Source organism: Bacillus sp. FSL W8-0116, assembly GCF_038003825.1.
GTDB lineage: Bacteria > Bacillota > Bacilli > Bacillales > DSM-4216 > Bacillus_O > Bacillus_O smithii.
The window spans coordinates 1-5000 of sequence record NZ_JBBOPY010000003.1 but is presented as its reverse complement, the minus strand read 5'-3'; the positions used below and the strand labels follow the sequence as shown (position 1 = coordinate 5000).

Sequence of the window (5000 nt, the reverse complement as noted above, 5' to 3'; positions counted from 1 at the left end):
GATAAGTCGCTGGCATTCGGAGTTTGTCTGAATTCGGTAACCCGATGAGGGCCCCTAGTCCAAACAGTGCTCTACCTCCAAGACTCTTCCCTTGAGGCTAGCCCTAAAGCTATTTCGGAGAGAACCAGCTATCTCCAAGTTCGATTGGAATTTCACCCCTACCCACACCTCATCCCCGCACTTTTCAACGTGCGTGGGTTCGGGCCTCCAGTAAGTGTTACCTCACCTTCACCCTGGACATGGGTAGATCACCTGGTTTCGGGTCTGCGACCCCATACTCATGCGCCCTGTTCAGACTCGCTTTCGCTGCGGCTCCGTCTTTTCGACTTAACCTCGCATGAGATCGCAACTCGCCGGTTCATTCTACAAAAGGCACGCCATCACCCGTAAACGGGCTCTGACTACTTGTAGGCACACGGTTTCAGGTTCTCTTTCACTCCCCTCCCGGGGTGCTTTTCACCTTTCCCTCACGGTACTGGTTCACTATCGGTCACTAGGGAGTATTTAGCCTTGGGAGATGGTCCTCCCAGCTTCCGACGGGATTCCTCGTGTCCCGCCGTACTCAGGATCCACCAGGGAGGGAACGAAGTTTCGACTACAGGGTTGTTACCTTCTCTGACGGGCCTTTCCAGACCTCTTCGTCTACCTCGTTCCTTTGTGACTCCACCATTGGTGTCCTACAACCCCAGAAGGCAAGCCTTCTGGTTTGGGCTGTTCCCGTTTCGCTCGCCGCTACTCAGGGAATCGCTGTTGCTTTCTCTTCCTCCGGGTACTTAGATGTTTCAGTTCCCCGGGTTGCCTTCCTTACCCTATGGATTCAGGCAAGGATGCTGCCCCATTACGGGCAGCGGGTTTCCCCATTCGGAAATCTCCGGATCAACGCTTACGTACAGCTCCCCGGAGCTTTTCGGAGTTAGTCCCGTCCTTCATCGGCTCCTAGTGCCAAGGCATCCACCGTGCGCCCTTTCTAACTTAACCATGTTGGTTTTATCCTAGATGGCGATACTCGGTTTATGCTGCTTCTTTCTTCTATCTAGTTTTCAAGGAACAACTTGGAAGGATGAAATCCTTCAAAACTGAACAAAACGAAAGCGCTCCTTCATATCTGTCCAGCTCCGGCTCCTAGGTGCTCGAGGTCACAATCCATCTTGCTGCGGTGGTTGAAATACTACCTCCTCGCAAGCTGTCTTGTGCTTGTCGCACCTGAACAGTCGCCTCTGCTTTTCTTCTTCCTTAGAAAGGAGGTGATCCAGCCGCACCTTCCGATACGGCTACCTTGTTACGACTTCACCCCAATCATCTGCCCCACCTTCGGCGGCTGGCTCCCGTAAGGGTTACCTCACCGACTTCGGGTGTTGCAAACTCTCGTGGTGTGACGGGCGGTGTGTACAAGGCCCGGGAACGTATTCACCGCGGCATGCTGATCCGCGATTACTAGCGATTCCGGCTTCATGCAGGCGAGTTGCAGCCTGCAATCCGAACTGAGAATGGTTTTTTGGGATTGGCTCCACCTCGCGGTTTCGCGACCCTTTGTACCATCCATTGTAGCACGTGTGTAGCCCAGGTCATAAGGGGCATGATGATTTGACGTCATCCCCACCTTCCTCCGGTTTGTCACCGGCAGTCACCTTAGAGTGCCCAACTGAATGCTGGCAACTAAGGTCAAGGGTTGCGCTCGTTGCGGGACTTAACCCAACATCTCACGACACGAGCTGACGACAACCATGCACCACCTGTCACTCCGTCCCCCGAAGGGGAACCCTCTATCTCTAGAGGTAGCGAAGGATGTCAAGACCTGGTAAGGTTCTTCGCGTTGCTTCGAATTAAACCACATGCTCCACCGCTTGTGCGGGCCCCCGTCAATTCCTTTGAGTTTCAGCCTTGCGGCCGTACTCCCCAGGCGGAGTGCTTAATGCGTTAGCTGCAGCACTAAAGGGTGGAAGCCCTCTAACACTTAGCACTCATCGTTTACGGCGTGGACTACCAGGGTATCTAATCCTGTTCGCTCCCCACGCTTTCGCGCCTCAGCGTCAGTTACAGACCAGAGAGCCGCCTTCGCCACTGGTGTTCCTCCACATCTCTACGCATTTCACCGCTACACGTGGAATTCCGCTCTCCTCTTCTGCACTCAAGTCTCCCAGTTTCCAATGACCCTCCACGGTTGAGCCGTGGGCTTTCACATCAGACTTAAGAGACCGCCTGCGCGCGCTTTACGCCCAATAATTCCGGACAACGCTTGCCACCTACGTATTACCGCGGCTGCTGGCACGTAGTTAGCCGTGGCTTTCTGGTCAGGTACCGTCAAGGTACCGCCCTGTTCGAACGGTACTTGTTCTTCCCTGACAACAGAGCTTTACGATCCGAAGACCTTCTTCGCTCACGCGGCGTTGCTCCGTCAGACTTTCGTCCATTGCGGAAGATTCCCTACTGCTGCCTCCCGTAGGAGTCTGGGCCGTGTCTCAGTCCCAGTGTGGCCGATCACCCTCTCAGGTCGGCTACGCATCGTCGCCTTGGTGAGCCGTTACCTCACCAACTAGCTAATGCGCCGCGGGCCCATCTGCAAGCGGCAGCTTGCGCCGCCTTTCAACCTTCCTTCATGCGAAGGAAGATATTATCCGGTATTAGCCCCGGTTTCCCGGAGTTATCCCCGTCTTGCAGGCAGGTTGCCCACGTGTTACTCACCCGTCCGCCGCTAACTTTCAAAAAGCAAGCTTCTTGAAAGTCCGCTCGACTTGCATGTATTAGGCACGCCGCCAGCGTTCGTCCTGAGCCAGGATCAAACTCTCCAAAAAGAAATTTGACTTGGCTTGTTTCTATCGAAACATTGGTTTACGCTTCGTTTTGTTCAGTTTTCAAAGATCAATTTCCTGTCAACTTTTAAATAATATCACAAATCTAAGTTTATGTCTACTGTTTTTTCTTTTTTTCAAGAACTAACAGCGACGATATATATATTATCACCATTAAATATAGCTGTCAATACTAATACTACATTTTTTTAAAAAGTGTAAAGAAAATTATTCGGTGGCTAGTTGTATAATCAAATGCAACAAGCATAAAAAATGAAAAACCATAGATAAACCACGTATGATTAAGTCGACTAAAACAATATCGATACGGAGGATTTATCTATGGCAATTACTAATTCTACCATAGGAGCTCGGCATTTCAAACACTTAACGGCTTATGACCGTGGGAAAATTGCGGCCTTACACGCTGCTGGTAAGACTCAACAGGAGATTGCAGATTATGTTGGTTGTCACAAAAGCACCATCTCCCGTGAGTTAAGAAGAGGTACAGTGCCACAAAGAAAAAGCAACGGGAAAATTGTTCATGTCTATTTTCCAGACACAGGTCAACTTCTCTATGAGAGAAACAGGAAAGCCTGTGGCCGCAAGCTAAAACTAGACGATGCCATCGAGTTTATTAAGTATGCCGAAACTCAGATCCTTGATAAGAAATGGTCTCCTGATGCGGTATGTGGGAGAGCCAAACGTGATGGGAAATTCAAAGACAAAATGGTTTGCACCAAGACCCTTTATAACTATATTGATCTAGGACTTATAGGCGTTAAAAACATTGACCTACCTATGAAAATTACCCTGAACACCAAGAAAAAACGTAACCGGAAGAATAAGAAGATCTTAGGACGCAGTATCGATGAGCGACCAATTGAAGTCAATGAACGCCAAGAGTTTGGTCACTGGGAAATTGATACGGTTATAGGCAAGAAGACTAAAGATCAGGCCTTATTGACTCTTACTGAGCGCAAAACCCGTAAAGAAATAATTTTGAGAGTGACAGCCAAGGATAGTCTATCCGTTTCAGAAGTCATATCTCAGTTGAAAGTGTCTTATGGTAATCGGTTCTCTAAAGTGTTTAAAACCATTACGGCTGATAACGGTTCTGAATTTGCTGACCTCGGCCTTAGTGTTGAAAAAGATCTAACAGAGGTTTATTTTACACACCCTTACACATCCTGTGAACGAGGAACCAACGAGCGTCATAATGGCCTTATTAGGCGCTTCATACCAAAGGGGAGACCCATTTCCTCTGTGGCAGACGAAACCATTACCTATGTTGAAAATTGGTGTAACCATCTTCCAAGGAAGATCCTCAATTATCGTACACCTGAGGAGTGTTTCCAAATAGAGTTAGCTGGCTTAGCTTCTTAACCTTAAGCCAGCTAACCCAAAGGGTTGGTTTTTAGCAACTTGACAAAGAGCCTCTGCGGGCATGGCTACCAGCCATGAAGCCAGGTATACGGTACTGGCTGGGCCAACCAGGCTACCATGCCCACCACTCCACGTCAAGTCGCGCAGAGTGTCCCGATTCTACTTAATCATGGGTTATCTGGTCTTTCAATACTTGTTGCATTTAATATTGCAATTTAAGACCTTTTATTTTTCAAAATTTCCTCGAATTTTCCTTTGCAAACGAAATCATAATTTGTTAAAATATCAGACAATATAGATGATTCTATATTATAAATCCTTTCCGAGAGGGGTTTTGTCATTGAAAATCATGAGCAATGAACAATTGGTGGCATCCTATCGCGACGCATTAAAAAAAGGTCAGGAACGTGAATGGATTGAATTATTAAAGAAGGAAGTCAAACGGAGGGGATTAAATCCTGCACGATACTAGTGCAGCAATATGGAATAAACGGAATGAGAAGATGGTCTTTCATGGGCCATCTTTTTTAGTGGTCACATTTCAAGTTGTTCCTTCACCATTTTTCACAAAAAAAGATGGTGTTCTTGTGCCGCACAAGCCTTCGAACCAGAAAACAAAACGTTACGGTGTGACCCCAAGCTGTCACAATGGCAAAGCATAAATCAAAAAATATGAATGAATCGAGTAGGAGGGAGCGATTAACTCCCGTCCTCTCACACCACCGTACGTACGGTTCCGTATACGGCGGTTCAATTAAGATAATTGACGCAAGTCTTTATAACTTCCGTGAATAGCTGTTCTCTTTATGCCAGTGGTCACTCCAC

At 48.1% G+C, this 5000-nt stretch carries 2 protein-coding genes and 2 rRNA genes (1 of these 4 running past the window's edge); 2 read left to right on the top strand and 2 right to left on the bottom strand.

Features of this window, described 5'->3' with window-relative positions:
* Both N1I86_RS16610 and N1I86_RS16605 read right to left on the bottom strand, forming a co-directional pair.
* Positions 1–978, bottom strand: a 23S ribosomal RNA gene (locus N1I86_RS16610); it reaches 1955 nt to the left of the window's first position.
* 259 nt (positions 979–1237) lie between these two features.
* Positions 1238–2792 (bottom strand): 16S ribosomal RNA (locus N1I86_RS16605).
* The 16S and 23S rRNA genes sit together here, the layout of an rRNA operon.
* Before the next feature lie 339 nt (positions 2793–3131).
* Here N1I86_RS16605 and N1I86_RS16600 point away from each other — a divergent pair.
* Together N1I86_RS16600 and sda are read left to right on the top strand one after the other, a co-directional pair.
* Complete coding sequence (locus N1I86_RS16600) at positions 3132–4175, top strand: IS30 family transposase (RefSeq protein ID WP_048622401.1); 1044 nt, start codon at positions 3132–3134, stop codon at positions 4173–4175.
* 349 nt (positions 4176–4524) lie between these two features.
* Positions 4525–4647 carry a sporulation histidine kinase inhibitor Sda gene (sda, locus tag N1I86_RS16595; RefSeq protein WP_341097552.1) on the top strand — a complete coding sequence of 41 codons (123 nt, stop codon included), beginning with the start codon at positions 4525–4527 and terminating at the stop codon, positions 4645–4647.
* The last annotated feature ends 353 nt before the right edge of the window (positions 4648–5000 follow it).